We start from the raw sequence: 26,727 nt of genomic DNA, 5'->3' as shown, positions 1-26,727 counted from the left end.
GCCCCGCTCACGAGCGGCGTCGGCGGCGGGTCTGCCGGCCGGCTCCCGCCGCGAGGAGCACCACGGCGCCGATGCCCGCGTAGAGGCCGGCGGACGGGCCGCCGCCGTCCTCCGTGCCGGTGGTTGTCCCGGCTGCCGGGCTCGTCCCGCTCGTCCCGGTCCCAGCCGGAGCGGTGGACTTCCGGCCGGATGCCGCGACCTGCTCGCCGCAGCCGGAGACCGGGTAGCCGGAGATCGCGCAGAGGATGCCGGCCGAGTCGTACCGCAGCGGGCGGGCGACCGCGGCCAGCGCGTCGGCGGAGGAGGCGTCGGCCGGGACGCGGGCGCAGGCGGTGCGGGGCGCCGGCGGGGTTGCGCCGCCGGGGGCGTCGGCCGCGGTGCCGGGGTCGATGACCAGGGCCACCCGCTTCGTGCCCCTGGCGGCCGGGGTGTTCGCGCAGATCGCCGCGAAGCCGGCCGCTCCGCGCGGCTGCACGGCCTGGGCGGCGGCGTCCCGGCTCACCGCGAAGCGCCAGCCCTCGACGCTGCCGTCGGCGGGTATGTGCAGCGCCGGGCCGGTCTGCGCGTACGTCCAGGTGTCGCCCGAGCGCAGCCAGTACGACCAGTAGCGGTAGCCGGCGGCCTGCGCCGGTGCCGCGGCTGCCAGCAGCAGGGCCGCCACCGCTGCGGCCACGCAGGCCCACCTACGACCGCGGCGCATCAGCTCAGCCCTGCCGCCGCTTGCGTCCGCTCAGCAGGAAGCCGACGCCGACGCTGGCGATGAAGAAGACGGCCACGATCAGCCAGGTGCTGGTACTGGACGAGCTGTCGTGCTTCTTCTCCTCCGGGGCGGCCGAGGACGCGGTCGCGGCCGGTTCGTCCGCGGCGGGACCGAGGGTGGTGAGCTGCTGTACGTAGTCCGTGCCGCCGGTGCCCCGCGGGTCGTTGCCGGTGGCGTGCGCGGCCAGGATCAGCTGCGAGAGGGCCGCCGGGCTGCCGTGCGACCAGGCGGTGGAGTTCGCCGCGAGCCAGGTGTAGGCGGACCGCGCGGCGGTGAGTTCGCCGGCGGCGGCCAGGGCGACGACCGCGTCCGCGGTGGTGCCGTAGTCGGGGGTCGCCTTGGTCGCGCCCGGGCTGGGCGCGGTCAGGTGGCCGCCGCCGGCCGTGAGCTGCCGGGCGAGCCAGGCGGCGCCGGCCTGCGCGGCGGCGGCCGGGGTCATCGAGGTGTACGGGTCCTTCGCACCGCCGCAGGCGGGCGCGGCCGGCAGCGGGGTGTCGCGGGTAGGCGCGGTGACCACGAATCCCGCGCTCCGGGCGCCGCGGACCGCGTCCGCGGTGGCCTTGGCGTTCACCGCGAGCTTGCCGTCCGCGGGGTAGCCGTACGAGCCGCGGTCCGCGGCCTTGGCACCGCAGCCGAACTGGAAGCCGCGCAGCGCGTCGTACGGTGTCCGGCCGGCCTTGGCGGGCAGCGTGTCCTCGCCGGCCGTCTGCAGCGCGCCGATCACCACCGCGGTGGAGTCGGGGTCGGAGGCGCCGCCGGGGTTGTACGACCAGCCGCCGTCGGCGTTCTGCACGGACTTCAGCCAGCCGGTGGCCTTCGTCACGGCAGGCCCGTGCCCGCCCAGGACGCTGAGCGCCTGGACGGCGATGCCGGTGGCGTTGGTGTCCTCGGTCTTCGCGTCGCACGCCGTGGCGGTGTCCGCCCGGTAGGACGGGAAACCGCCGTCGGCGCACTGCTGCCCGCCCAGCCACCGCACCGCCGCGGCCGGCGGCGTCACCCCGGCCGTGTGCAGCGCGAGCAGGGCGTACGCCTGCCGCCACACACCGTCGTACGTCGGGTCCGTGGCGCCGTACAGCCCGGCGGGCGGGGTCGCGGCGTTCGCCGGGGCGGCCGGGACCGCCGCCAGGGCGAGCAGGGCGGTCGCTGTCGCGGTCACGGCGAGGGCGGCGCGGCGGCGCAGGGGCATGAGAGGAGAACGCCTTTCCGGGTACGGGGGAGCCCTCACCCTAACCCGCGGGGTGACGGCGGCCGGACCCGGTGCGCCCGGCGCCCGGCTCAGCCCGCGGGCCGGGTCACCTTGATCCCCTGGATGAAGCGGGCCAGCGACTTCGGGGTGGTGGTGAGGACCACAGAGGGATCATCGCTCTCGCGGAGCAGGACCGCGCCCCCGTCGGCGGCCAGCTCGACGCACTCGCCCTGTTCCTGGGAGTACGTGGACTTCTGCCAAATCAGGGACGCGGTCATGGGTGGGAGCCTTTCAGAGGTCGCGGGAGATGGTGTGGATGAATTCACGTGACCGGGACCGGTCGAGGGCCACCGCTGCGAGGGTGTCGTACAGGACGCTGTAGTTGGCCAGGTGCGGGGCGGCGTGCAGAAAGCTGATGCCGTGCGCGGAGTCGATCTGCACCGTGTCGAGCGGCCGTACCGGCCCGCTCGCGTAGAGCATCGCGTGTCCGGACCCGATGTGCCCGTCCGCCGCGAAGGGGATCACCCGAACGCTTATGTGCGGCAGGTGGCTCAGTTCCTGGATGTGCTCCAACTGGGCCCGCGCGACCTTCCCGCCGCCGAACCGCATCCGCAGCGCCGCCTCGTGGATCAGCGCCTCGTACGGCGGGGCCGTGTCGCGGTACAGCACGCCGGAGCGTTCGAGGCGCTGGGCGACCCGCGCCTCCAGTTCGTTCTCCGGCAGCGGGGGTATCGCGTAGCCGAAGACCGTCCGGGTGTAGTCCTCGGTCTGGAAGACCCCCGGGACATGGGTGATCTGGATGGTACGCAGCCGGGTCGCATGGTGCTCAAGCTCCGCCACGTCGAGCAGCGCCGCGGGGACGACACCGCGGTAGGCCTCCCACCAGCCCTTGCGGCCTTGCCCGTTGGCCATGCTGACGAGCGCGTCGATGAGCGAGGTGTCACCGCACTCGTAGAACGCGGCAAGACGCCGTAAACGCTCCTCGCTGACGCCCAGCCTGCCCGCCTCGATGTGACTCACCTTCGCCGGATCGGTGCCGAGCAGCCGCGCGGTGTCCCGGGCGGTGATGCCCGCGGCCTCCCGCATCTTCCGTAGCTCCGCACCGAGGCGCTCCTGGCGGGCGGTTGCGGTGCTTCTGAGCGGCATGGTGTCCCTTCTTGATGCTGGATCTGAGTCTGCCGTTCCGCTCTCGCGGGGTCCAGATCGTTTCTGGAAAATTCGGAGACAAGGTTGCAGAGGTGCACTATTGCCCCATAACGCCCTATGGGGTAATCGTATGCGGACAGTCAACTCCCCTGTCGCCTGCGCTTGTTGGCCGGGTACACCCCGAAAGTCCACAGGGCATGGACCTTTTGGGCGGACCTGGTGAAGATCAGCAGTTCGCACCGCTTGCCGCCGGCCGCCGGGAGGCTCGCGGCGGGCCTGCGAGAACCGTTTCGGCAGCCGCCGGCTCTGCCCCTCTGGCGCTGTCCGCCCGGTGCCGGTCCGGCGCTGCCCGCGCGGGGAAGGCCGCCGCCCCGGGCGCCGCCCGCCGGCTGTGCGGAGCGTCCGCCGGAACCGTGCGTTCCGCACGGCCATGAGATGACATCGGTGACTTCTCCGCATTCATCGCACCGTGCGAGTCTTCCTCCGTCGCCACTGGAGGGGGATCGATGGACAACCGCTACGAAGTCTTCTGTCTCGCCGACCGCTATTTCTACGAGAGCCTGGACCGTTTGCCGGCCGGCGCTGATTCCGATGCGGTGGCGGAAACCGGATCCGTGGCGCGCTTCGAAACCGCCCAGCGTGAAGTCCCGGCCGGCTGGCGGTCGTTGCGCAACGGGGACTGGTTGCATATCGACCCGCCCGCCGGTGCGGACGCCTATCCGACGCAGGGCTGGAAAATCCATGTCTCTGCCGGTCTGGAAAACGCCGAAAAAGTGGCGGCGAAAGTCTGGGACTACTGCGTTCCCCGGCACATCCCGTTCAAATTCGTGCCGAGCCCGCAACTGCTCCACCTGCGGAACTCGAAATACGCGGGCCGCGACACCAGCGGGAAATTCGTCACCATCTACCCGGCGGACGAGTCCCGGCTGCGGGTGGTCCTCCAGGAGCTCGGCGAGCTGCTCGACGGCGAGCAGGGCCCGTACATCCTCACCGACCTCCGCTGGCGCGAAGGGCCGCTGTACGTGCGGTACGGCGCCTTCGCCAAGCGGTACTGCGTCGGCGAGCACGGCACCCTCGTGCCGGCCGTCGAGGACAACGAGGGGAGGCTGGTGCCGGACAGCCGGACACCCGCCTTCCACGTCCCGGACTGGGTGACCCTGCCGGTCTTCCTCGCGCCGGAGCTGGCCGCGCGGAACGCCACGACGGTCGCCGGCCTGCCCTACCGCATCGAGAAGGCGCTGCACTTCTCCAACGGCGGCGGTGTCTACACCGGCACCGACACCAGGAGCGGCGCGAAGGTCGTGCTCAAGGAGGGCCGCCCGCACGCCGGGCTCGCCTCCGACGGCGCGGACGCGGTGGCCCGGCTGGAGCGCGAACGGGACGCTCTGCGGAAGCTGTCCGGGCTGGGCGTGGCTCCCGAGGTGCGGGACTGGTTCACCGTCGGCGACCACCGCTTCCTGGTGATGGACTTCGTCGAGGGCAAGCCGCTCAACTCCTTCTTCGGCCTGCGCCATCCGCTGCTCACCGACCGGCCGGACCCGGCCGCGGTCGCCGACTACACCCGCTGGGCGCTGCGGATCAACGCGGGCGTCGAGGCGGCGGTGGCCGCGGTGCACTCCCGGGGGATCGTCTTCAACGACCTCCACATGTTCAACATCATGGTCGCGCCGGACGAGGAGACGGTGTCGCTGCTGGACTTCGAGGCGGCGGCGCCCGGGGCGGACCAGGGCCGGCAGATCGTCGCCCACCCCGGCTTCGTCGCCCCGCCCGACCGGCGCGGCTTCGCGGTCGACACGTACGCCCTCGCCTGCCTGCGCCTCGCCCTCTTCCTCCCGGTCACCACGCTCCTGGCCATCGACCGTGCGAAGGCGGCCCACCTGGCGGACGTGATCGCCGCGGAATTCCCGGTGCCGCGGGCCTTCCTGGACGAAGCGGTGGCAGAGATCACCGGCCCCGCCTCCTCCCCTCAACCGGCCATGGCCACGGGCGGGTTGACCCTGCCGGGTCCGGCGCCGGCCGACCGGGAGCCGGCTGCCGCCGGGCGGGGCGGGGACGACCGGGGGCGGGTCCCTGCGGGTGGCGGTGCCGGGGGGTCCGCGGGCGGCGCGGACGGAGGCGGGCCGGTGCCGATTCCCGCCGGGCGGGGCGGGGACGCACGGGGGCGGGTCCCTGCGGGTGGCGGGCGGTCCGTGGATGGCGCGGTCGGGGACGGGCTGGTGGCTGCCGGTGCCGGGGGGACTGGCGGCGGGGTCCGGAGGGCCGGCGCCGGCGGGGGCGGCGTGGTCGCGCCGGCCGGGCGGGAGAGACCGGCGGGCGGGGACGGGGGGTATCTGCCCGCTGAGCCGGGGGAGTGGGGCGGGGCGCGGGACGCCATGGTCGGGGCGATCCTCGCGTCGGCGACGCCCGGGCGGGAGGACCGGCTCTTCCCCGGGGACATCACACAGTTCTCCGCGGGCGGCGGGCTCGGGATCGCACACGGGGCGGCCGGGGTGCTGTACGCGCTCGCCGAGACGGGGGCCCCGCGGTACGCCGCGGGGGAGCGCTGGCTGCTGGAGCGTACCCGCGTGCTGCCCGACGGCACCCCGCTCGGGCTGTACGACGGCCTGGCCGGCGTCGCCTATGTGCTGGAACGCCTCGGGCACCCCGGCCGCGCCCTCGACCTGATACGCACCCTGCTCGCCGAGAACTGGCAGCGGCTCGCCTCCGACCTCAACGGCGGCCTCGCCGGCATCGGCCTGGTGCTGGAGCACCTCTCCCGCACCACCGGAGAAACCGTCCTGCGGGAACGCGCGCTGGAAGCGGCCGGCATCGTCGCCGCCCGGCTCGCCGCCGAACCCGGCAGCGCCGCCGCCACCCGCCGCGCCGGCCTGCTGCGCGGCGCCACCGGTCCCGCCCTGCTCTTCCTGCGGCTCTACGAACAGACCGGCGTCCCGGCGCTGCTCGGCCATGCCGCCCGCGCGCTGCACCTGGACCTCGACTCCTGCGTGCACACTGCGAGCGGCAGTCTGGAGGTCGACGAAGGCTGGCGCACCATGCCGTACGCCGGCGACGGCAGCGTGGGCATCGGCCTGGTGCTCGACGACTTCCTCGCCCTGGCCCGGCACGGCGACGCACCGGAGCCCGCCACCGCCGACCGCTTCGAGCAGGCCCGCCGCGACATCGTGCGCGCGGCGACCCTGCGGCTCTACGCCCAGCCGGGGCTCTTCGCCGGCCGCGCCGGCATGGTGCTGCACCTCGCCAGGACCACCACCCCCGGCGTACCCGAGGGCGCACTGGCCGCGCAGATCGACGCGCTCGGCTGGTACGGCATGCCCTACGGCGGCGGCCTCGCCTTCCCCGGCAACCAGCTGATGCGGCTGTCCATGGACCTCGGCACCGGTACCGCCGGCTGCCTCCTCGCACTGGGCGCGGCGCTCGGGGACACCCCGGCGCGGCTGCCCTTCCTCCCGCCACCACCGGTGGCGGGCCCATGAACCGGGACCGGCTGCGACCGGGACCGTGCACCACCCAGTTTCCAACCGTGAGTTCCACTGAAAGGACAACCTGACATGGCGCTTCTCGACCTCCAGAACCTCGAGCCCGTCGAGCACGGCCAGGGCGGCGGGGGCGGCCAGGGGGCCAGCTCGCTGAGCCTGATCGGCTGCATCAGCTCGGTCAGCTTCCTGATCTGCCTGTGACCCACCCCTGAGCCCGGGGCGGCGGACCTCGCTCCGCCGCCCCGGGCCCGGCACCACCGGCACTACCGGCACTACCGGCACCACCAGCACTACCGACAGCACGAGCACTACCGGCACCACCGGCACCCGGCTTTTCCCTGCAGCCGGGAGCCGGCAACGCCACCGGCAGCACCCCCGGCCCCGGCCGTCCCTCCCACCGGACGCCGGGGCCGGGGCCGTTCCCGGCCCACCGGTGACGGCGAACCGGCCGCGGGGAACCCAGCCAGAAGGAGACGCCTGTCGTGCACAACAGGGCCGATCGAGTCTTGCTGACCGCTTCCCGGGCCTGCGCCTGGCGGCTGGCGGTGCTCGCCCTGCTCGGGCTCGGCGTCGCCGGGCTCGGCCTGTGGCTGCCCGCGGCGCTCGGCCACGCACTGGACCTGCTGCTGCGCGGGCGGTCCGCGGCCGGCTGGGTGGGGATCTGCGCGGCGATCGTCGCCGGGCAGACCGCCCTCGGGGCCGCCGCGGACATGCTGGGCGCCACCACCGCGGCGCGGATCACGGCGGGGCTGCGCCGCCGGGCGGTACGGCACGTGCTCGACGCCGGACCCGCCGCCAGCGCGCCGGGCGGCGGCGACCTCGTGACCCGACTGGTCGGCAACGCCGCGGACGCGGGCAGCGCGCCCGTCGCCGCGGCGGCCCTGCCCGCCACCTTGGCCGCTCCCCTCGGCGGCATCGTCATGCTCGGCCTCACCGACCCCTGGCTCGCCGCCGCCTTCCTGCTCGGCGCGCCGCCGCTGGCTCTGCTCGTGCGCCGCTTCGCCCGCGCGTCCTCCGACTCCATCACCCGCTACCAGGACGCCCAGGGCCGGATCGCCTCGCTCCTGCTGGAGGCGCTGGGCGGGGCGCGCACCATCGCCGCGGCCGGCACCGAGTCCCGCGAGAACGCCCGGGTGCTGCGGCCCCTGGCCGAACTCACCGCCCAGGGCCACCGGATGTGGCACGTGCAGGGCCGTGCCACCGCCCAGGCCGCCGTCCTCGTCCCGCTGCTGCAGATCGTCGTCCTGTCCGTCGCGGGCCTGCGCCTGACCCAGGGCGCGATCTCCGTCGGTGACCTCCTCGCCGCGTCCCGCTACGCCACGCTGGCCACCGGAATCGGTCTGGTCGTCGGCCAGTTGGGCGCCCTGGTACGCGGCCGTGCCGCCGCGGCCCGGCTGACCGCGGTGCTGGACACCCCGCTGAAGACCTACGGCGCCCGCTCCCTGGAGGGCGTCGCCCCTATCCCGACCCCGGCCGCCGCGGCCTCCGGCCCGGGCCTGCCCCGCCAACTCCCGCCGCATTCCCCCTCCGAGCAGGGCCCGGCCGACCGTGCACCGACATCCGATCCGCGCGTTACCGCCGGGACAAAGCCCGGGGTGTCGGCGGAGGGTGACCTGCGTGAGCGTCCGGCCGGCGCCGGCGGTGAACTTCCGGCCGGGGCCGGGCCGTTCCGGGGTGCGCCGAATTCCCTGGAGAGGGTGCCGGCCGCTCGGGGGGTGGTGGAGTTCCGGGGGGTCACCGCGCTGCGCGGAGGGGAGACCGTGCTGGAGGGGCTGGATCTGCGCGTGCCCGGTGGGGCGTGCGTCGCGGTGGTGGGGCGGTCGGGGTCGGGGAAGTCCGTACTGGCCGCGCTGGCGGGGCGGTTGGCCGATCCGGAAGAGGGGACCGTGCTCCTCGACGGGCAGCCGCTGCCCGAGCTGAGCAGGGCCGGACTGCGGGCGGCCGTCGCGTACGCCTTCGAACGTCCCGTGCTGCTTGGCGAGTCCATCGCGGACGCCGTCGGCTTCGGGCCACGGCCCCTGCCACGTACGGCAGTTGTGGACGCCGCCCGGGCGGCCGGCGCCGACGCCTTCGTGACGCGGCTCCCCGGCGGTTACGACACCCCGCTGGCCCAGGCGCCGATGTCCGGCGGCGAGGTGCAACGCCTCGGCCTGGCACGGGCGTTCGCGCACGCCGGACGGCTGCTGGTGCTGGACGACGCGACCTCCAGTCTCGACACGGTGACCGAACTGCACGTGGCCCGGGCCCTGTCGCGAACCCACCGCGGCCGGACCCGGCTGCTCATCACCCACAGGGCCGCCACCGCCGCGCGGGCGGACCTGGTGGCCTGGCTGGACGCCGGCAGGCTGCGCGCCCTGGCCCCGCACGGGGAACTGTGGGCCGACCCGGACTACCGCGACCTGTTCGCCGCCGGGTCCACCGGGTCCACCGGGTCCACCGGGACCGCCGGGTCCACCGGGACCGCCGGGTCCACCGGGTCCGCCGGGTCCACCGGGTCCGCCGGGTCCACCGGGTCCGCCGGGTCCACCGGCACCAACGGCACCGCCGGCATCGACCCGCACCCGGAGAAGAAGGAGACCCGGCATGCCTGAGACACGGCTGCGGACGTATCTGCGGGGCCGGGCGGGCGTCATCGGCATGCTGTCCGCCTGGTCGGTGCTGGAGGCCGGGCAGACGTTCCTGATGGGGTACGCGCTCGCGAAGGCGCTGGACGACGGTTTCCTCAGGGGCCGCCAGGGGACCGGACTGTGGTGGCTCGCCCTGGCCGCGGTGTCCGTCCCGGTGGGCGCGTACGGCACCGCACGGGTCTTCCGGGCGCTCGCCGGTCTGGTCGAGCCGCTGCGGGACCTGCTGGTACGGCGGGTGGTGCGCGGCGGGCTGCGCGCCGCGGTGGCCCGGGGGCGGGCCGGCGACTCGTCGGTGGTGTCGCGGCTGACGCACCAGGTGGAGATCGCCCGGGACGCCTTCGGCGGACTCGTCCTGGTGCTGCGGTCGTTCGTCTTCACCGCGGCCGGCGCGCTGGCCGGCATGTGCGCGCTGGCGCCCGTCCTGCTGCTGATCGTCGTCCCGCCGCTGGCGGCCGGCATCGCGCTCTTCGCCCTGGCGCTGCGGCCGTTGGCCCGCCGCCAGCACCGTTTCCTCGCCGCCGACGAGGCCCTCGCCGAGGAACTCGGCGCCCTCGCCGGCGCCTTGCGGGACGTGACCGCGTGCGGCGCGGAAGAGCCGATGGCCGCCCGCGCGGACGCCCGGACCGACGCCGAACTGCGGGCCACCCGGTCGCTCGCCCGCTGGGGCGTGGCCCGGGCCGCCGCGCTCGCCGTCGGCGGCCAGTTCCCGGTGGTCCTGCTGCTGGTGGGCGGCCCCTGGCTGCTCAGCACCGGCCGGATCACCCCCGGCGCCCTGCTCGGCGCGCTCACCTACCTGACGCAGTCCCTGCAGCCCGCGCTGCAGAACCTCGTGCACACCCTCAGCGCCGCCGGCACCCGGCTGGGTGTGGTGATGGCCCGGATCACCTCGGACCCCGGCCCGTCCCCGGCCGCACCATCGGTCCAACCGGCCCCAATGGGACGGGCGTTGGAACTGCACGGCGTCACCTTCGCATACGGGCCGGCCGCCGAGCCGGTGCTGCGCGACCTGGACCTGACCGTCGAGGCGGGCGAGCATCTGGCGGTGGTCGGCCCGAGCGGCATCGGCAAGTCCACGCTGGCGGCGCTCGCGGCGGGCCTGCTGCGCCCGGACCGGGGCAGCGTCGCCACCGCCGGGCGGCCGGCCCTCGTACCGCAGGAGGCGTACGTCTTCCACGGCTCCGTGGCGGAGAACCTGCGCTACCTGTGCGGCGACGGACCGTCGGACGCCGCCGTGCTCGCCGCGGTGCGTGCCGTCGGCGCCGCCCGGCTGGTGGAGCGGGTCGGCGGGCTGGCGGCCGAGTTCGACCCGGCCACGCTGTCGGCGGGGGAGCGGCAACTGGTCGCGCTGGCCCGTACGTATCTCGCCCCGGCCGCTCTTGTGGTGCTGGACGAGGCGACCTGTCACCTCGATCCGGCCGCCGAGGCGGTGGCGGAGGCGGCGTTCGCCGGCCGGCCGGGCGGCACGCTGGTGGTGATCGCGCACCGGATCAGCTCGGCCCGGCGGGCCGGGCGGGTGCTGGTGCTGGACGGCGCCCGGGCGGTCTGCGGCACCCACGACGACCTGCCGGCCCGCTCCCCGCTCTACCGCGATCTGGTGGGGGGCTGGTCGGCCCCCGGGCCGGCGCAGCTCCCCCACCCGGTCACTGCGGGACTACACCCACCCGGCGACCTGTGAGATCCGGATCGCGTCGACCCGGTTGCGCGCCCCGGTCTTCCGGGTGATCGCGGCGAGATAGTTGCGCACCGTGCCGTTGCACAGGTGCAGGCTGCGGGCGATCTCGGTGACGGAGGCGCCCTCGGCGCTCAGCGAGAGCACGCTCAGCTCCCGGCGGGTCAGCGGCATGTCGGCGGCCTGCAGGAACTCGACCGCCAGCGAGTCGTCGACGAACCGTTTCCCCTGGGCGGCCTGGCGGACCGCGGTGGGCAGCCGGTCCGCCGAACGGTCCTTGTTGACGAAGCCCAGCGCCCGGGCCTCGAAAGCGCGCCGCAGATCACCCGGCTTGCCCGCGCCGGTCAGCACCACCAGCGAGGCCGGCGCGGCGGCGGGGCACGCGCAGCCCTGGTCCCCCCGGCCGTGCACCCCCCGGCCGTGCGCACCGGTGTGCCCGGCGTGCCCGGTGTCCTGCGGCCACCGGTGACGCGTCCCCCCGCCGTGCCCTGCCGCGCCGCCGGCATGCCGCCGCCAGCCAGGACAGTCGGCGTCCACCACGTACACCTGTGGTCGTAACGCCCGGTCCGTCTCGCACAGGCGTGGCCACTCGGTGTCCGCCACCTCGAAGTCGGACTCCCTGCCCAGCAGAGCCGCAAGCGCGGAGCGCAGCAGGCTGGTGTCATGGGCCACCAAAACGCGTATCACTGAAGATCCACCTCGTGTCGTCGCCTGGTCACGCCGCTCCTCGTCCCCGGGAACGGCCGCAGGCGTGCCTACGGACCGTGCGCCCCCCTCGGGCCTGCCAGGCAGGCCCAGGGCCAGGTCCGACCGTCCCCGTCCGGTCCCTGACACGGGTGGACGGTGCCTTCTGCCGCACCTGGCCCGGCGCCATCCATTCCTACCCGGACCGGTCCCCAGCGGGGTGCAGGCTTTACGGCCGGCCGGGCGTACCCGGGGGGCGGTGAGAGGCGCGGAGGGCGCACCACCCCCGCCCGCACGCCGTGCCTCCAGCCGGCGGACTCAGCCCGCCCGCGGGGCGCGGTCAGGTGTCGAGGAGACCGCAGGCGGTGCGGATGTCCTGGGTGACCTGGGCGACTGTCGAGCGGCCGGAGAGCCAGCTGACGAGGGCCGCGTGCCAGGTGTGCTCGATCACCCGGACCGCGGCGAGCCGGCCCTCGCCCGGGGCGGCGGCGCGCGGCCCCATCGCGTCCACGATGATCGTGCGGGTCAGCCGGGAGACCGTGGCCACCTCCGCACCCACCGAGCGGTCGGCGAAGATCAGCGCCCGTACCATCGCGTCGGCGAGCTGCGGCTCGCGCTGGAGCGCGCGGAAGGCGCGGAGCAACGTTTCGGCGACCCGCTCGGACGGCGCGGTGGCGGCCGGCGGACGTTCGCGCAGCGCCAGGTGGAGCAGCCCCAACTGGTCCTCCATGGTGGCGACCAGCAGATGGATCTTGGACGGGAAGTAGCGGTAGAGGGTGCCGAGCGCGACCCCCGAGGTCTCGGCCACCTCGCGCATCTGGACCGCGTCGAAGCCGCCCCGGACGGCGAGCCGGGTGCTGGCGTCCAGGATGCGCCGGCGGCGTTGCTCCTGCCGCTCGGTCAGCGGCAGCGGGGACGGCCGGGGATCGGTGCGGGCGCGGCCCTGGGCGCCCCCGGACGCGTCGGTGGTTCCGGCCGGGGCGCCGGCGGTTGGGGTCGGGGCACCCCCGGCCGCCCCTGCCGGGGTGCCGGCGGACGCACCGGTGGTTCCGCTAGAGGCGTCGGTGGACGCGTCGGCGGGGGTCCCTGTTGGTGCCGTACGAGCTGCCATCCGTGCCGCCTCACCGCTGTCCCGCGCCGCTCCCGGCGCCTGTGCATGACGGCAGCCGGCCGCCGCCGGGCACCGTGGTGGGAATCACCCGGAGGGCCGCGGGCGGACCGTCCCGTGCCGGGTGGATTCGCCTTCTGTACCATCACGTCTGAAACTTGTTCTAGATTAGCGCGACCGGTTGCGCGCCGGTTCAATCGCAGCGAGAAGGGGGTCCGAGTGACCTCATCAGGGGCCGCCAGGACTCCCGCCGCGGGGACCGCTTCTGCGGAGCCGCTGCGGATCGCCCTGCTCAGCTACAAAGGCAACCCCTACTGCGGCGGCCAGGGCGTCTACGTCCGCCACCTCTCCCGCGAACTGGCCGCGCTCGGCCACCGGGTCGAGGTGATCGGTGCCCAGCCGTATCCCGTCCTGGACGCGGTCGGCGACGGCGTCACCCTCACCGAACTCCCGAGCCTCGACCTGTACCGCCAGCCCGACCCCTTCCGCACCCCGCGCAGGGGCGAGTACCGCGACTGGATCGACGCGCTGGAGGTCGCCACCATGTGGACCGGCGGCTTCCCGGAGCCGCTCACCTTCAGCCTGCGTGCCCGCCGTCATCTGGCCGCCCGCCGGGGCGACTTCGACGTCGTGCACGACAACCAGACCCTCGGCTACGGCCTGTTGGGCCTCGGCCTGCCGCTGGTCACCACCATCCACCACCCGATCACGGTGGACCGCCGGCTGGACCTGGCCGCCGCCGGCACCTGGAAGCGGCGGCTGTCGGTACGGCGCTGGTACGGCTTCACCCACATGCAGAAGCGGGTGGCACGGCGGCTGCCGTCGGTGCTGACCGTCTCCGGCTCCTCGAAGTCCGAGATCGCCGACGACCTGGGCGTACGGGCGGACCGCATCCACACCGTGCACATCGGCGCCGACACCCGGCTCTTCTCGCCGGACCCGGCGGTGGCCGAGGTGCCCGGCAGGATCGTCACCACCTCCAGCGCGGACGTCCCGCTCAAGGGCCTGGTCTTCCTCGTCGAGGCGCTGGCGAAGCTGCGCGCCGGGCGGCCGGACGCCCACCTGATCGTGGTCGGCAAGCGCCCCGAGAAGGGACCGGTCGCCGAGGCGGTCGAGCGGTACGGGCTCGGCGACGCCGTCGAGTTCGTCAAGGGCATCAGCGACGCGGAACTGGTCGACCTCACCCGGAGCGCCCAGGTGGCCTGCGTCCCCTCCCTCTACGAGGGTTTCTCGCTCCCGGCCGCGGAGGCGATGGCCACCGGCACCCCGCTGGTCGCCACCACCGGCGGGGCCATCCCCGAGGTGGCCGGACGTGACGGCGAGACCTGTCTCGCGGTGCCGCCGGGCGATCCGGCCGCGCTCTGCGCCGCGCTGGAACGGCTGCTCGCCGACCCGCGGTTGCGCCGCCGGCTGGGCGCGGCGGGCCGCGCCCGGGTGCTGGCCCACTTCACCTGGACCCGCGCCGCACAGTCCACCGCGGAGCTGTACCGCGCCGCGATCGCCGAGCAGTCCTCGCCGGTGGCCGGCCGCGGCCGCCGGGCCCGTCCTGCCGCACCGGTGGCCGGCGCCGCCGGCCCGGCCGCAGCCGGCCGCGGAGCCGGCACCACCACCGCAGAAACGGGAACGCCCGTGGGGAGCAATCGCTGATGCTGACCGTCGACTTCACCCGTTTTCCGCTCGCCGCCGGCGACCGCGTGCTCGACCTCGGCTGCGGGGCCGGGCGGCACGCGTTCGAGTGCTACCGGCGCGGTGCCCGGGTGGTGGCCCTCGACCGCGACGGCGAGGAGATCCGCGAGGTCGCCAAGTGGTTCGCCGCGATGGCCGAGGCGGGCGAGGCCCCGGCCGGCGCCGAGGCGGTGGCGATGGAGGGCGACGCGCTGCGACTGCCGTTCCCCGACGACAGTTTCGACGTGGTGATCATCTCCGAGGTGATGGAGCACATCCCGGACGACAAGGGCGTGCTCGCCGAGATGGTGCGGGTCCTGCGGCCGGGCGGCCGGATCGCGGTGACCGTGCCCCGGTACGGCCCGGAGAAGGTGTGCTGGGCGCTCTCCGACGCCTACCACGAGGTCGAGGGCGGCCACATCCGGATCTACAAGGCCGACGAACTCCTCGGCAGGATGCGGGAAGCGGGCCTGAAGCCGTACGGCACGCACCACGCGCACGGGCTGCACGCGCCGTACTGGTGGCTCAAGTGCGCGATGGGCGTGGACAACGACCAGGCACTGCCGGTGAAGCTGTACCACAAGCTCCTGGTCTGGGACATCATGAAGAAACCATTGGCCACCCGGCTCGCCGAGCAGGCGCTGAACCCGGTGCTCGGCAAGAGCTTCGTGGTGTACGCGACCAAGCCGCACCTGCCCGCGGGCGCGGTCAAGTGACCTGGTCCGGCAGTGGGCAGGGCCAGGGTCAGGACCAGAACCAGGGCAGTGTCGAACAGCTGGTGCTGCCCGGCGTCCTCACCGCGGAGCAGGCCGCGCAGACGGTCGCCGCCATCGCCGCGGCGCAGCGCCCGGACGGCGCGATCCCCTGGTTCCCCGGCCACCACCTGGACCCCTGGGACCATGTGGAAGCGGCGATGGCGCTGGACGCGGCGGGCGAGCACGAACGCGCCGAGGCGGCGTACCGGTGGCTCGCCCGGCACCAGAACGGCGACGGTTCCTGGTACGCCGGATACCAGGACGGCGACCCGGAGCGCCCCACCGACCGCGGCCGGGAGTCCAACTTCTGCGCCTACGTGGCGGTCGGCGTCTGGCACCACTACCTGGCCACCGGTGACGACGCCTTCCTGGACCGGATCTGGCCGCAGGTCTACGCGGCCGTCGAGTTCGTCCTGGCGCTGCAGCAGCCCGGCGGGCAGATCGGCTGGAAGCGCGAAGCCGGCGGGGAGATGGTCACCGACGCCCTGCTGACCGGGAGTTCCTCGGTCCACCAGGCACTGCGCTGCGCGCTCGCCATCGCCGAGCACCGTGAGGAGCCGCAGCCCGACTGGGAGTTGGCGACCGGCGCGCTCGGCCACGCGATCCGCAGGCACCCCGAGCGGTTCCTCGACAAGAGCCGGTACTCGATGGACTGGTACTACCCGGTGCTGACCGGCGCGCTGCGCGGACCGCGCGCGCTGGAACGTATCGAGGAGGGCTGGGCACGCTTCGTCGTGCCGGGGCTCGGGGTGCGCTGTGTGATCCCCAACCCGTGGGTCACCGGCGGCGAGAGCGCGGAACTGGCGCTGGCGCTCTGGGCGGTGGGGGAGTCCGACCGGGCGGTGCGGATCCTCACCGACATCCAGCACCTACGGGCCGAGGACGGCCTGTACTGGACCGGCTACGAGTTCGAGAACCGCGAGGTGTGGCCGGTCGAGCGCACCACCTGGACGGCCGGGGCACTGCTGTTGGCGGTGGCCGCGCTCGGGGGGGATGAGGCGACCACCGCCGTTTTCGGGGGCGAACGGCTGCCGGACGGACTGGCGCCCGGCTGCTGCTGAACGGACCGGCATCGGGTGGCGGACCGTCAGGCCCGGTTCACCCGGCCCGCGATGGCGTGTGCCACCAGCAGGTAGACGGCCGCCGGCAGGCCGTAGTTGAGCACCGTGCGCCACTTCAGGTTGTCCACCGTGAACAGGTCCTTCGACCACCCTGCCAGCCAGTTGGCCGAATGGTGGACCCAGTCGACCAAGTCGTTCGCTCGGTTGGCGTCGAAGCAGAAGAAGAAGATCCACAGAATCAGGATCAGTGCAGCGATGTCTGCGGCGATAAGGATGATCACCGCGGCGGGGTTGCCGCCATACCGTCTGGCCATGACCCTCGCATTGCCCCGAAAGGGTGAACGAAACTCGCGCCGGCCGGCCGGCGGCAGATCCGGCGAGAACACCCGCACGGGGCCGGACAGCACGGCGGCCGGTCACCCGATGGAGGGATGACCGGCCGCCGCGCGGAACCGGGGAGGACCGGGGATCAGCCGCGCTGGATGCCGCTGCTGTCCTGCAGCACACCGCGCCGCCCGTCCTGCGTCTGGGCGATCAGCGACTGACCGCGCTGGTCCACTGCCAGGTACCAGGTACCGGGGGCCAGTTCGGCGATCTGGCCGCCCGCGCCGTCCTCGGAGTACAGCGGGCGCGGCACCGGCACCGCGAACCAGAAGGCGGTGAAGTCGGCGGACGGCGCCGAGGCCGCGGCGGACGGCTGCGCGGCGGCCTGGCCGTACGGCGCGGACTGCTGGGCGGACTGGCCGTAGGAGGCGTCCACCGACTGGGCGCCGCCCGGGTAGCCGTAGGCGGCCTGCGGCGGGTTGGCGCCGTACGGCTGGCCGACGCCGGGCTGGCCCGGACCGACACCGTAGGGCTGCGCGGGCGCCGGGCGCGGGGCGTTGAGCAGCGGCGCCTTCAGCTGGGGCAGCCGGCTGGAGAGCGGGGCGGCGACCCCGATGACCAGGCCGAAGAGCAGCGTCAGCCAGTTGCCGATGCCCTTGTCGTAGGCGTCGGAGTTCCGGAAGAGGGTGGCCCACACGGCGGTCCAGCCGACGAAGACGGACAGCGCGAGCGACCACTGCTCCAGGGAGAGCCCCAGCAACTGGCGCCCGGCGAGCGGACCGCCGGACCTGGCCAGGACCAGCGCGACAGCCGCCGCGATGGCGGCGAGCGTGACGGACGGCAGGATCGGGAAGAGCTCCGAGTGCCACGTGTTGACCGAGTCCGAGCCGCCGAATGCCGACTTGGCTTTGTAGAACGGCAGGAACGAAGCGATCAGGAGCAGCACCGCTGCTCCGATCACCGCGCCGTCACCTCGGGTCAGGGAGCGGATGTTCACGTCAGGTCCTGTCCTTTGTCAGTTCGGTCTGTTCGGTTCTGCTCTGATCGGGGCGGTGCCCCATCGTACGGGGGTGATCATGACCAGCGGGATGGGCAGGGGCATTGGTGCACGATCCATACCGGACTGCTACCGCCCTGTCACCCCTTTCCGCCGGGCGAATCGGACGAACTCTCCAGAAAAGCGGTGAGGCCGTCGGCGATTCCGCGCGCGGCGTCCTGCCGCCAGGCGGGATTCGTCAACGACTTCGCGTCGCGCGCATTGCGCATATTGCCGCACTCGATGAACACCTTCGGCACCGTTGACATGTTGAGGCCGCCCAGGTCACCGCGGACCATCAGGCCCTTGCCGCCGCCGAGGTAGTCGGCGAACGGTTCCTTCGTCGCGGCGGCGAAGTGCGCACGCAAGCTGGTCGCCAGCCGCAGCGAGGGCCCGGCGATGGCCCGGGTGTCGGCGCCGCCCTCGTGCAGCGACTGGGGCGCGATCACATGGAAGCCGTAGTCCGCCGCGGGGGCGCCGTCCGCGTGGATCGACACGGCCGCGTCCGCGTGCGCCTCGTTGCCGATCCTGGCCCGTTCGTCCACGCACGGCCCGTACGGCCGGTCACCGTTCTGCGTCAGCACGACCTTCGCGCCCCGCGCGATCAGCAGCGACCGCACCCGGCGGGAGACGTCCAGGGTGTACGACGCCTCCGCGTAACCGGCGTTGGTCTCGGTGCCGGTGGTGTCGCACTCCTTGTGGCCGTTGCCGACGTTCACCTGGCGGTTGATCTCTGCGGTGTGCCGGTAGTTGGCCGGGTTGTGGCCGGGGTCGAGGGCCACCACCTTGCCGGCGAGCGGAAGCGTTTCAGCTGTCGGGCTGCCGGGCGGGGTCGGGCTGCCGGGCGGGGTCGAGGTGGCCGGCGCCACCGTCCCCGGCGCGGAGGTGTCCCCGGTGGCGGAAACCCGGTCCCCTGCGCTCCCGGTGTGCGCCGATCCGGTGCCGGAGCCGCAGGCCGCGAGGCCGATGAGCAGGCACACCGCCCCCGCGGCCGACGCGAAGCGCGGTGGAGTGCGACGGTCGCCCCCGCGGGACTCGTTGCTGAACACGCCCGTGACTCTATCGGCCCGGCCCGCGGCCCCGCAGGGCCCCTCGACCGGCCGGGCCGCCCTCACACCACGAGTTCACCCGCTGAGCGGCGCAGCACCCGCAGCGAACCCTCCACCGCCACCTCGGTGAACACCCCCGAGGACAGGGCGCGTTGATGGATCCGGTACGGGGCCTGGCCGCCGTCGGCCGGGTCGGGGAACACATCGTGGATCACCAGCAGCCCGCCCTCGGCGACCAGCGGCGCCCACCCCTGGTAGTCGCCGGACGCGTGCTCGTCGGTGTGCCCGCCGTCGATGAAGACCAGCCCGAGCGGCTGCCGCCACACCTTCGCCACCTGTGGTGACCGGCCGACGACGGCGATCACGTGCTCCTCAAGACCGGCCTCGTACACCGTCCGCCGGAACACCGGCAGGGTGTCGATCCGTCCTGTCTGCGGGTCGACCAGGGTCGGGTCGTGGTACTCCCAGCCCGGCTGCTGCTCCTCGCTGCCCCGGTGGTGGTCAACGGTGACCGCGACCGTGCCCGCGCCCGCCGCGGCGTCCGCCAGCAGCAGCGTCGAACGCCCGCAGTAGGTGCCCACCTCCAGCAGCGGCAGCCCGAGGACGGCCGCGGCCTGTCGGGCGGCGGCGTACAGCGCGAGCCCCTCGTCCAGCGGCATGAAACCCTTGGCGGCCTCGAACGCCGCGAGCACATCGGTCATGGCCACCACCCTAGGGAGCCGCCCGCCGCTCTTCCGGCGCGGCCCCCGGTCCTGGCCCCGCCCCCGGTCGTAGGCCGAAATCCCGATGCCGGGCCAGGGGCGGGGGCGGCAGCATGGGGGCCATGACGGAACTTCTGGGAGACCGGGTGCCCACCGGACGCGGTGGCCGCACGTTCACGGCGCCGCCGGCCTGGGCGGTGCTGCTCGCGGTCTGCGCCGGACAGTTCCTCGTCGTGCTGGACGTCTCCGTGGTGAATGTGGCGCTGCCCTCGATGCGCGCCGACCTGGGCCTCGGCCAGACCAGCCAGCAGTGGGTGGTCAACGCCTACGCCCTCACCTTCGCCGGCTTCCTGCTCCTCGGCGGGCGGGCCGCCGACCTCTTCGGCCGCAAACGGGTCTTCCTCACCGGCCTGGCGGTCTTCACCCTCGCCAGCCTGGCCGGCGGCCTCGCCCAGGACGCGTGGATGCTGATCGGCGCCCGCGCGGTCCAGGGCCTCGGCTCGGCCGTGCTCGCCCCGACCACGCTCTCCATCCTCACCACGTCCTTCCCCGAGGGCTCCGAGCGGACCCGGGCGATCGGCACCTGGAGCGCGGTGGGCGCCGGCGGCGGCGCCGCGGGCGGTCTGGTCGGCGGACTGCTCACCGACTACCTGTCGTGGCGGTGGGTGCTGCTGGTCAACGTCCCCGTGGGCGCGCTGGTGCTGGTGGGCGCCGCGCTGTGCCTCACCGAGAGCCGGGCGGCGGCCGGCCGCCGGCTCGACGTCCCCGGTGCGTTCCTGGTCACCGCCGGGGTTGCCGCACTCGCCTACGGCATCGCGGAGACCGAGTCCCACGGCTGGACCGCGGCGCGGTCGCTCGGCGTGATCCTCGCCGGCCTGCTGATCCTCGCGGTGTTCACCTGGGCCGAGTCCCGTACCGCCCAACCCCTCATGCCCCTGGGCCTGTTCACCGTCCGCTCGGTGTCCGCCGCCAACTCCGTCCTGCTGGCCTGCGGCGCCGCGACCTTCGCCACCTGGTACTTCCTCTCCCTCTATATGCAGAACGTGCTCGACTACAGCCCGGTCAAGGCGGGGCTGTCCTTCCTGCCGCACACCGTGAGCATCATCGTCGGCTCCAAGCTCGCCCCACGGCTGATGGCCCGGCTGGACCCGCGGCTGATCGGCGCGGCCGGCGGCTTCCTGTCCGCGGGCGGCCTCGCCTGGCAGAGCACCCTGACCGCGCACGGCACCTTCGCCGGTACGATCCTGGGCCCCGGCATCCTCACCATGTTCGGCGCGGGGCTGCTGATGACACCGATCGCCGCCGCGGCCACCTCCGGCGTCGGCCTGTCCGAACAGGGCCTCGTCTCCGGCCTGCTGAACACCTCGCGGCAACTCGGCGGCGCGCTGGGCCTGACGATCCTGGCGACGGTCGCGGCCGGCCGGATCTCGGCCCGCACCGGCGCCGGGGCGAACGCGGCCCAGGCGCTGTCCTCCGGCTACTCGGCCGCCTTCCTCACCGGCGCGGCGATCCTGGCGGTCGGCACCTGCCTGATCGTGCTGCTGCCCAGGCCCGCGCCGCGGGCGGTGTGACGCGGCCCCGGCCCACCGCCCGCCGGCCCCGACCCCCTACAGCCAGCCGTTCTGCCGGGCCGCCCGCACCGCTTCCATCCGGTTGCGGGTGCCGGTCTTCCCGATCGCGGCCGAGAGGTAGTTGCGGACGGTGGACTCCGAGAGGAACACCCGGCCGGCGATGTCGGCGACCGTCGCACCGTCCGCCGCCGCGTTGAGGACGTCCTGCTCGCGCGGGGTGAGCGGGCTCGGGCCCGCGCTCAGCGCGGCGGCGGCCAGCGCCGGGTCGATCACCCGCTCCCCGCGCAGCACCCGCCGGATGGTGCCCGCCAGTTCCTCCACCGGCCCGTCCTTGACCAGAAAGCCGGCCGCTCCGGCCTCCATGGCCCGCCGCAGATAACCGGGCCGGCCGAAGGTCGTCAGGATCACCACCTTGCAGGCCGGCAGCCGGTCGCGCAGCTCGGCGGCGGCGTCCAGCCCGCTGCGGCCGGGCAGTTCGATGTCGAGCAGCGCGACGTCCGGCCGCGCGGCCAGCGCCGCCTCGACGATCCGGTCCCCGGCGTCCACCTGCGCCACGACCTCCAGGTCGTCCTCCAGGCCGAGCAGCAGCGCGAGCGCGCCGCGCATCATGCCCTGGTCCTCGGCGAGCAGCACCTTCGTCGTGCGCGGGGGCACCGCACGGGGCTCGTCAGTCATGGGCACCAGCGTAGACAGGGCCGGTGGCCGCCGGTCCGGTCCGGGTCGCGGCGGGGTGCGGCACCGGCCGTGCGGGGCTCCCCGGAATACGGTCATCCCGCGCGCCGCGGGCCGCCGTCGTGAAGAATGACGGGATGTCCTCGCGATGGTCGATCCGGTCCCGTAATTCGCTGCTGTCCATCTGCTCGTCCGAGTCGGTCCTGTCGATCGGTTCGACGGGCTCGGCGCTGTCCATCGGATCCTGCGCCTCCTTCGCTTCGGCGGGGTCCTTCGCCTCCAGCATGTCGGCCTTCTCCACGGCCTCCTTCCAGTCCTTCTCCGCGGTCCTGTCCGGGCAGTCCAACCACTCGCTGCTCTCCTGGCAGAGCAACGGCGCGGTCCGCTCCCGCCGGACCGACGGTCCACTGGCCGGCTCGGTGGCGGTGACCGCCGGGGTGGCCGTGGTGACGGCGGTGACCGCCGCGGTGTGGTGGTACGCCGGCCGCACCGACGACTGAGCCGCGGCCCGCACGGGCACCGCGAGCGGCAGCGCGGAGGGGCGCGCAGCGGTTACGGCGCTGTCCCGCCGTCCTCGACCGGCAGCACCGCCGCGACCCGGAAGCCGCCGCCCGCGGCGGGTCCTGAGGTCAGGGAGCCGCCGGCGGCGGCAAGGCGCTCGGTGAGACCGCGCAGCCCGGTGCCGGTCCGGGTGACCCCGGTGGCCGGGGCGGCGGCCCGGCCGCAGCCGTTGTCGGTGATGGTCAGCCGGGCCCGGCCGCCGGCCGTGCTCAGCTCGATGCGGGCCGCGGACGCGCCGGAGTGCCGGATGACATTGGTGACCCCCTCCCGGACCACCCAGCCCAGCAGGGCCTCGGTCTGCGGCGGCAGCGGCGGACCTGACTCCTGCACCACCACGTCCACGTCCGAGGCGGTGAGCGCCGAACGGGCCCGGTCCAGCTCGGTGGACAGGCTCCCCTCGCGGTAGCCGGTGACCGCCTCCCTGATCTCGGTGAGCGCCTGGCGGCCCACCGACTCGATGTCGGCGACCTGGGTCAGGGCCGCGTCGAGATCCCGCGGCGCGATCCGGCGGGCCGCCTCGGACTTCACCACGATGACCGACAGGGTGTGCCCGAGCAGATCGTGCAGGTCCCGGGAGAACCGCATCCGCTCCTGCGCCACAGCGGACCGCGCCAGCTGCTGCCGGGTCTCCTTGAGCTGCGCCACCGCGTGGAAGAGGGTGATGATCACCGACACCACGAGCCCGGAGAGGAACGTGCCGTAGGCCAGGCTCACGGTGCTCCAGAACCCCATGTGCCACAGCCCGGCGGTGATCCCGGCCGCCGCGCTCAGCGGCGTCAGCATCAGCCCCAGGTGCCGCCGGCTCTTCGCCACACTGCCGACGCCCAGCGACACCAGCACGAACAGCAGGAGGAAGTTGTCGCCGCAGGTGATCGCCAGCGCGAGGGTGACGGCGGCGAGCGCGCACAGCAGCCGGAACGGCACCGGCCCGGACCGCCACCGCTCCGCGAAGGCGGTCCGTACGGTCGCGACATAGAGCACGCAGAAGACGGCCAGCCCCGCGCCGGCGAGCCACGGCAGCGCGACCTTCCCACTGAGGATGTCGCCGGCCGGGCCGATGACCATCAATATCCATGGGATCAGCGCGTTGCCGTCCGGGCCTTTGAGCTGCTCGATCTCCTCGTCGAAGTCCTTCGAGCCCCGCAGCCACCACCTGCGGCGGCACCGCTCCTCGCCGGCTCCCGCGCCCGCGCCCGTTCCCGCCGGTATGCCGAGCCTGATTCCGTCGTCGACCGTCATGGCGACCCCCGTCCCCGTCCGGTACTCCGCTTCCCCACCCGCACGGTGATCACGCGGTCCGCGCCCCCCGCCGGTAGGAGAACACAGCGTAACCGGCGAAGAGGACAAGCCACCCGGCGAGCACGGTCACCGTACCCGCGCCCGGGGCCCGGCCGTCCAGCACGCTCCAGCCCAGCTCACCGAAGCGCCGGGTCGGTGTCCAGCGGGAGACCGCGGCCAGCCAGCCGGGGAACACCTCGGCCGGTATCCACAGGCCCCCGACCACCGACAGACCCATCAGCGAGGCCATACTCACCACGCCAGTGGTCTGCGCGGACAGCCCGTACCCGTTGCCGAGGCCGAGCAGGGTGAACGGCACCGTCCCCACCCAGAGCAGCAGACCGGCCGCCGCCCACTGCCACGCCGCCAGCCGCACCCCGTTGACCAGCGCGCCCGCGGACAGCACGCAGATCAGCGCCGGCAGGACGGTCACCGAGGCGGTCACCGCCCGGCCTGTCACCACCTGCAACGGGCTCATCGGGGTGACCCGCAACTGCCGCAGCCAGCCACGGCCCCTGTCCTCCGCGACACCCGGCCCGACCCCGAGAGCCGCCCCCAGCGCCCCGTACGCGGCCATGCCGATCATCGAGTAGCGGGCGTAGTCGGCTTTGTCCTGGGCGTTGTCGCTCGCGCCGAGGTTGCTGAAGAGCAGATACATGGCCAGCGGCACGGCCACCGCGATGATGACGTACCCCGGGTCGCGCAGCGTGCGGCGGATCTCCAGCCGGACGTAGTGCAGCAGCGGCCGGAGATGAGCCGCCCGGCCGGCCGCCGGCGCGGCGGGCAGGGACGGGGCAATGGCGGTCTCGGTCATCGGACCGGCTCCTTTCCATGGTTGGCGTCGTGGTCGGTCAGGGTGCCGTGGTCGGTCAGGGTGAGGAAGGCGTCCTCCAGGCCGGCGGGCGCGACCTCCAGCCGGCGGATCCGGCCCGCGGCGGCGAGCGCGACCACCGTGGCGTCCGGGGCACCGGACCTGAGTACCGCCCGGTCGCCGCGGATCTCCACCGCGCTCACCCCGGGCAGTCCGCGCAGCCCCTGGCTCCCGGACCCGGCCAGGTCGAAGGAGACCAGGGTGCCGCCGACCGCCCGCTTGATCTGCTCGCCCGAGCCGTCAGCGACGGTACGGCCCCGGTCGATGACGAGAATCCGGTCGGCGTTCTCGTCCGCCTCCTCCAGATGGTGCGTGGAGAAGAGCACGGTGTTGCCGCGGGCGGCATAACCCCGCATGGACTGCCAGAACCCCCGCCGCGCCGCCACGTCCAGCGCCGCCGTCGGCTCGTCGAGCACCAGCAGTTCCGGCCGGCCCGCCACCGCCAGCGCGAACCGCAACGGCTGCGTCTGGCCACCGGAGAGCCTGTCGATCCGCCGCTCGGCCAGCTCCGGGATCCCGGCCAGCGCCAGCACCTCCCCGGTCGGCAGCGGACGCGGATACGCCGAGGCCACAAAGGCCAGCAGCTCCCGCACCGTCACCCGCGGCACCGGCTGACCGTCCTGCAGCATCGCCCCGACCGTCCCGGCCCGCACCGCCTCGGCCGGCGTCCCGCCGAAGAGCTCCACCCGGCCCGCGTCCGGCTGGTCGAGCCCCAGCAACAGCCCGATTGTGGTGGACTTCCCCGCTCCGTTCCGCCCGAGCAGGGCCAGCGTCTCCCCCCTTCTGATCTCCAGATCGATACCGGCGACGGCATGCACCGCGCCGAAGCTCTTATGGACCCCCGTGAACCGCACCGCCGTCGTATTGGCTCCCATATCCATGACGCTACGGAGGGGCCACCGTGTTACGGCAGAGGGGAAAGTCCACACCCGGGCAGGACAAATGTCCCGGGCGTGCCCGCCGGGCGAACACGGGGCACCCGCCGGGCACATGCCGGACACGCCCGCCGGACACACGCCGGGCACACCCGTCGGGGACCAGCTGGGGACGGGTCGGCGACCACCGGGGACGGGCCGGACAGCGGCCTCCTGGTGACCGTCCACCAGCGAGCAGCCCCCGGCACGGCACCCGCCTGAACACCCTGCCCGCCTGAACACCCCGCCCGTGCCCCGGACGGGCCTGCCGCTGCCGCCACCCGGAGGACCACCCGGCCTTCTCCCCACCGGCCCGGGGTACGCAGTACGGGACGGGAAGGCGGTGGCACCCATGGCGGACGTCGTGGTGATCGGAGCGGGCCTGGCCGGACTGGCGTGCGCCGGCGATCTGACGGCCGCCGGTCTCGACGTGCACCTGCTGGAGGCGTCCGACGCCGTGGGCGGCCGGATGCGGACCGACGTAACGGACGGATTCCGGCTGGACCGCGGCTTCCAGGTGTTCAACACCTCCTACCCGCAGGTCAAAGCGCGGGTCCGGCTGCGGGAGCTGCGCCTGCGCCCCTTCACCCCCGGCGTCCTGCTGCACACCCCGCGCGGCCGGCTGCGCTTCACGGACCCGACCCGGCGGCCCCGGGAGAGCGGCGACCTGGTGACGGGCCGGCTGGCCGGGGCGCACGACCTGGCCGCGCTGGGCCTGCTGAGCGCGCGGGACCTGCTCACCCCGCCGCGGCTGATCAGACGGGCGCCGGACCACACCACGCTCACCGCGCTCGCCGACGCCGGGATCTCCGCCGACCTGGTGGAGACGCTCTTCCGGCCGTTCCTCGCGGGTGTCTTCCTGGAGGACGAACTGGAGACGTCGAGCCGCTTCTTCCATCTCGTCTGGCGTTCCATGCTGCGCGGCACCCTCTGCCTGCCCGCCTACGGCATCGGCGCGGTTCCCGCCCAGCTCGCCGCGGACCTGCCGACCGGCACCGTACGGCTGGAGACGCCGGTACAGGCGCTCACCGACGAGGGGGTGCTGCTTTCCGACGGCCGGGAGGAGGGCGCGGCGGCCGTGGTGGTGGCGACCGGGCCGGGGGCGGCGGTGGACCTGCTGCCCGGCCTCGCGGTGCCACCGAGCCGCTCGGTCACGACGTACTACCACGCCGCCCCCACCGCACCGCTCGCCGAGCCCACGCTGCTCACCGACACCGGACGGCGGGTGCTGAACACCGTCGTGCTCAGTCAGGCCGCCCCCACCTACAGCCCCGACCGGCGGGCCCTGGTCTCGACCTCGGTACTCGGCACCTCCGGTGTCCCCGACGAGGCTCAACTGCGCGGGACGCTGGCCGAGTTGTACGACACGGACACCTCCGGCTGGGAACCCGTCGGCGAGTACCGGGTCGAGCAGGCGCTGCCCGCGATGCCGCCGCCCTTGCTGCTGAGCCGCGGTACGCGCTTCGCACCCCGGCGTTACGTGTGCGGCGACCACCGGGCCACCGGCTCCGTGCAGGGCGCGCTGGCGTCCGGTGCGCGGGCCGCGCGCGAACTCCTCGCCGATCTGCGCGGCTCCGGCCGGGACGTCTGACGTCTGACGCCTGACGTCCCTA

At 74.3% G+C, this 26,727-nt stretch carries 24 protein-coding genes and 1 pseudogene; 10 read left to right on the top strand and 15 right to left on the bottom strand.

Features of this window, described 5'->3' with window-relative positions:
* Positions 1-7 precede the first annotated feature (7 nt).
* The 4 genes from OG552_RS10010 to OG552_RS09995 form a co-directional block, all read right to left on the bottom strand.
* Positions 8-700 (bottom strand): SCO2322 family protein, encoded by a 693-nt coding sequence (locus OG552_RS10010; protein WP_329131373.1) that lies wholly within the window; start codon positions 698-700, stop codon positions 8-10.
* Between the two features lie 4 nt (positions 701-704).
* Entirely contained in the window at positions 705-1,946 is a 1,242-nt protein-coding gene (locus tag OG552_RS10005) for a prenyltransferase/squalene oxidase repeat-containing protein (protein WP_329131371.1), read from the bottom strand.
* Positions 1,947-2,035: 89 nt separating this feature from the next.
* Positions 2,036-2,224, bottom strand: coding sequence for a DUF397 domain-containing protein (locus OG552_RS10000; protein WP_329131369.1), 189 nt, complete (start codon positions 2,222-2,224; stop codon positions 2,036-2,038).
* 13 nt (positions 2,225-2,237) lie between these two features.
* The gene (locus OG552_RS09995) at positions 2,238-3,092 is read right to left on the bottom strand and encodes a helix-turn-helix domain-containing protein (RefSeq protein ID WP_329131368.1); all 855 of its coding nucleotides are present in this window, start codon (positions 3,090-3,092) and stop codon (positions 2,238-2,240) included.
* A 506-nt stretch (positions 3,093-3,598) separates the two neighbouring features.
* Between OG552_RS09995 and lanKC the strand changes: the two genes are divergently transcribed.
* The 4 genes from lanKC to OG552_RS09975 all read left to right on the top strand — a co-directional run bounded on the left by lanKC (position 3,599) and on the right by OG552_RS09975 (position 10,870).
* Positions 3,599-6,565 (top strand): class III lanthionine synthetase LanKC, encoded by a 2,967-nt coding sequence (gene lanKC, locus OG552_RS09990; protein ID WP_329131366.1) that lies wholly within the window; start codon positions 3,599-3,601, stop codon positions 6,563-6,565.
* Positions 6,566-6,640: 75 nt separating this feature from the next.
* Complete coding sequence (locus OG552_RS09985; protein ID WP_329131364.1) at positions 6,641-6,769, top strand: SapB/AmfS family lanthipeptide; 129 nt, start codon at positions 6,641-6,643, stop codon at positions 6,767-6,769.
* A gap of 305 nt (positions 6,770-7,074) precedes the next feature.
* Positions 7,075-9,159, top strand: coding sequence for an ABC transporter ATP-binding protein (locus OG552_RS09980; RefSeq protein WP_329131363.1), 2,085 nt, complete (start codon positions 7,075-7,077; stop codon positions 9,157-9,159).
* Positions 9,152-10,870: an ABC transporter ATP-binding protein gene (locus OG552_RS09975; protein ID WP_329131362.1), complete on the top strand. Its 1,719-nt coding sequence runs from the start codon at positions 9,152-9,154 to the stop codon at positions 10,868-10,870. The genes OG552_RS09980 and OG552_RS09975 overlap by 8 nt, the downstream gene beginning before the upstream one ends.
* Here the strand turns inward: OG552_RS09975 and OG552_RS09970 are convergent.
* Both OG552_RS09970 and OG552_RS09965 read right to left on the bottom strand, forming a co-directional pair.
* Complete coding sequence (locus OG552_RS09970; protein WP_329131360.1) at positions 10,847-11,551, bottom strand: response regulator transcription factor; 705 nt, start codon at positions 11,549-11,551, stop codon at positions 10,847-10,849. The two genes, OG552_RS09975 and OG552_RS09970, sit on opposite strands and share 24 nt — an antisense overlap.
* Before the next feature lie 343 nt (positions 11,552-11,894).
* Positions 11,895-12,659 (bottom strand): annotated as a pseudogene (locus tag OG552_RS09965) (TetR family transcriptional regulator); the annotation flags it as partial.
* Positions 12,660-12,875: 216 nt separating this feature from the next.
* Here OG552_RS09965 and OG552_RS09960 point away from each other — a divergent pair.
* The 3 genes from OG552_RS09960 to OG552_RS09950 are packed head-to-tail and all read left to right on the top strand — an operon-like array spanning position 12,876 to position 16,137.
* Positions 12,876-14,303, top strand: a complete 1,428-nt coding sequence (locus tag OG552_RS09960) for a glycosyltransferase family 4 protein (protein ID WP_329131359.1) — start codon at positions 12,876-12,878, stop codon at positions 14,301-14,303.
* Entirely contained in the window at positions 14,303-15,037 is a 735-nt protein-coding gene (locus OG552_RS09955; RefSeq protein WP_329131355.1) for a class I SAM-dependent methyltransferase, read from the top strand. The genes OG552_RS09960 and OG552_RS09955 overlap by 1 nt, the downstream gene beginning before the upstream one ends.
* Positions 15,034-16,137 carry a prenyltransferase gene (locus OG552_RS09950; RefSeq protein ID WP_443070903.1) on the top strand — a complete coding sequence of 368 codons (1,104 nt, stop codon included), beginning with the start codon at positions 15,034-15,036 and terminating at the stop codon, positions 16,135-16,137. The genes OG552_RS09955 and OG552_RS09950 overlap by 4 nt, the downstream gene beginning before the upstream one ends.
* Before the next feature lie 26 nt (positions 16,138-16,163).
* Here OG552_RS09950 and OG552_RS09945 read toward each other — a convergent pair whose 3' ends face one another.
* The 4 genes from OG552_RS09945 to OG552_RS09930 form a co-directional block, all read right to left on the bottom strand.
* A complete protein-coding gene (locus OG552_RS09945) occupies positions 16,164-16,451 on the bottom strand; it encodes a hypothetical protein (protein WP_329131354.1) in 288 nt (95 codons plus the stop codon).
* Positions 16,452-16,606: 155 nt separating this feature from the next.
* A complete protein-coding gene (locus OG552_RS09940) occupies positions 16,607-17,458 on the bottom strand; it encodes a hypothetical protein (protein WP_329131352.1) in 852 nt (283 codons plus the stop codon).
* A 140-nt stretch (positions 17,459-17,598) separates the two neighbouring features.
* On the bottom strand, positions 17,599-18,546 hold the full coding sequence (locus OG552_RS09935; RefSeq protein ID WP_329131350.1) for an N-acetylmuramoyl-L-alanine amidase: 948 nt from the start codon (positions 18,544-18,546) through the stop codon (positions 17,599-17,601).
* Between the two features lie 62 nt (positions 18,547-18,608).
* Positions 18,609-19,247: a class I SAM-dependent methyltransferase gene (locus tag OG552_RS09930; RefSeq protein ID WP_329131348.1), complete on the bottom strand. Its 639-nt coding sequence runs from the start codon at positions 19,245-19,247 to the stop codon at positions 18,609-18,611.
* Between the two features lie 122 nt (positions 19,248-19,369).
* On the opposite strand from OG552_RS09930, the gene OG552_RS09925 reads away from it, so the two are divergent.
* Entirely contained in the window at positions 19,370-20,818 is a 1,449-nt protein-coding gene (locus tag OG552_RS09925; protein WP_329131346.1) for an MFS transporter, read from the top strand.
* Between the two features lie 36 nt (positions 20,819-20,854).
* Here the strand turns inward: OG552_RS09925 and OG552_RS09920 are convergent, their stop codons facing one another.
* Positions 20,855-21,493 (bottom strand): response regulator transcription factor, encoded by a 639-nt coding sequence (locus OG552_RS09920; protein ID WP_329131344.1) that lies wholly within the window; start codon positions 21,491-21,493, stop codon positions 20,855-20,857.
* Positions 21,486-21,791 (bottom strand): hypothetical protein, encoded by a 306-nt coding sequence (locus OG552_RS09915; protein ID WP_329131342.1) that lies wholly within the window; start codon positions 21,789-21,791, stop codon positions 21,486-21,488. The genes OG552_RS09920 and OG552_RS09915 overlap by 8 nt, the downstream gene beginning before the upstream one ends.
* On the opposite strand from OG552_RS09915, the gene OG552_RS09910 reads away from it, so the two are divergent.
* A complete protein-coding gene (locus tag OG552_RS09910) occupies positions 21,775-21,990 on the top strand; it encodes a hypothetical protein (protein WP_329131340.1) in 216 nt (71 codons plus the stop codon). The genes OG552_RS09915 and OG552_RS09910 overlap by 17 nt on opposite strands.
* Positions 21,991-22,042: 52 nt before the next feature.
* Here OG552_RS09910 and OG552_RS09905 read toward each other — a convergent pair whose 3' ends face one another.
* From OG552_RS09905 to OG552_RS09895, 3 genes are all read right to left on the bottom strand, one after another.
* Entirely contained in the window at positions 22,043-23,290 is a 1,248-nt protein-coding gene (locus tag OG552_RS09905) for a sensor histidine kinase (protein WP_329131338.1), read from the bottom strand.
* A gap of 49 nt (positions 23,291-23,339) precedes the next feature.
* Entirely contained in the window at positions 23,340-24,071 is a 732-nt protein-coding gene (locus OG552_RS09900; RefSeq protein ID WP_329140712.1) for an ABC transporter permease, read from the bottom strand.
* A 68-nt stretch (positions 24,072-24,139) separates the two neighbouring features.
* Positions 24,140-25,075, bottom strand: coding sequence for an ABC transporter ATP-binding protein (locus OG552_RS09895; RefSeq protein ID WP_329131336.1), 936 nt, complete (start codon positions 25,073-25,075; stop codon positions 24,140-24,142).
* Between the two features lie 391 nt (positions 25,076-25,466).
* Between OG552_RS09895 and OG552_RS09890 the strand changes: the two genes are divergently transcribed.
* Positions 25,467-26,705, top strand: coding sequence for an NAD(P)/FAD-dependent oxidoreductase (locus OG552_RS09890; RefSeq protein ID WP_329131334.1), 1,239 nt, complete (start codon positions 25,467-25,469; stop codon positions 26,703-26,705).
* Positions 26,706-26,727 lie beyond the last annotated feature (22 nt).

Origin of the sequence: Streptomyces sp. NBC_01476 (assembly GCF_036227265.1) — a bacterium.
GTDB lineage: Bacteria > Actinomycetota > Actinomycetes > Streptomycetales > Streptomycetaceae > Actinacidiphila.
This window is presented reverse-complemented; position numbering and strand designations above follow the sequence as displayed.